Here is a 237-nt window from a genome sequence, read left to right as displayed (position 1 = left end):
GGCAGGACGTCGTCTACGAGCACACCACCGCCGAGCGCTTCGAGGCGCGGCCCGTGCGGGTCGAGCCGCTCGACGGCGCCCGCCTGCTGGTGGCCGAGGGGATCGGACCCGGCAAGCGGGTGGTGACCCAGGGCGCCGAGCTCCTCGACCAGGTCCGCTGAGGAGGCCGGCCATGTTCACCGTCCTCGTCAGCCAGTCGGTCCGCAACCGCCTGCTCGTCCTCGCGCTCGCCGCGGT

General features: G+C 74.3%; 1 pseudogene. It reads left to right on the top strand.

The features are described 5' to 3' along the window. Positions 1-161 (top strand): annotated as a pseudogene (locus AX737_RS35665) (RND transporter); the annotation flags it as partial. Positions 162-237: the final 76 nt, after the last annotated feature.

The sequence above is a fragment of the Methylobacterium sp. CCH5-D2 genome (assembly GCF_001556475.1).
Taxonomy (GTDB): Bacteria; Pseudomonadota; Alphaproteobacteria; order Rhizobiales; family Beijerinckiaceae; genus Methylobacterium; species Methylobacterium hispanicum.
The sequence above is the reverse complement of the archived record's forward strand: the minus strand, read 5'-3'. Positions and strand labels throughout refer to the sequence as shown.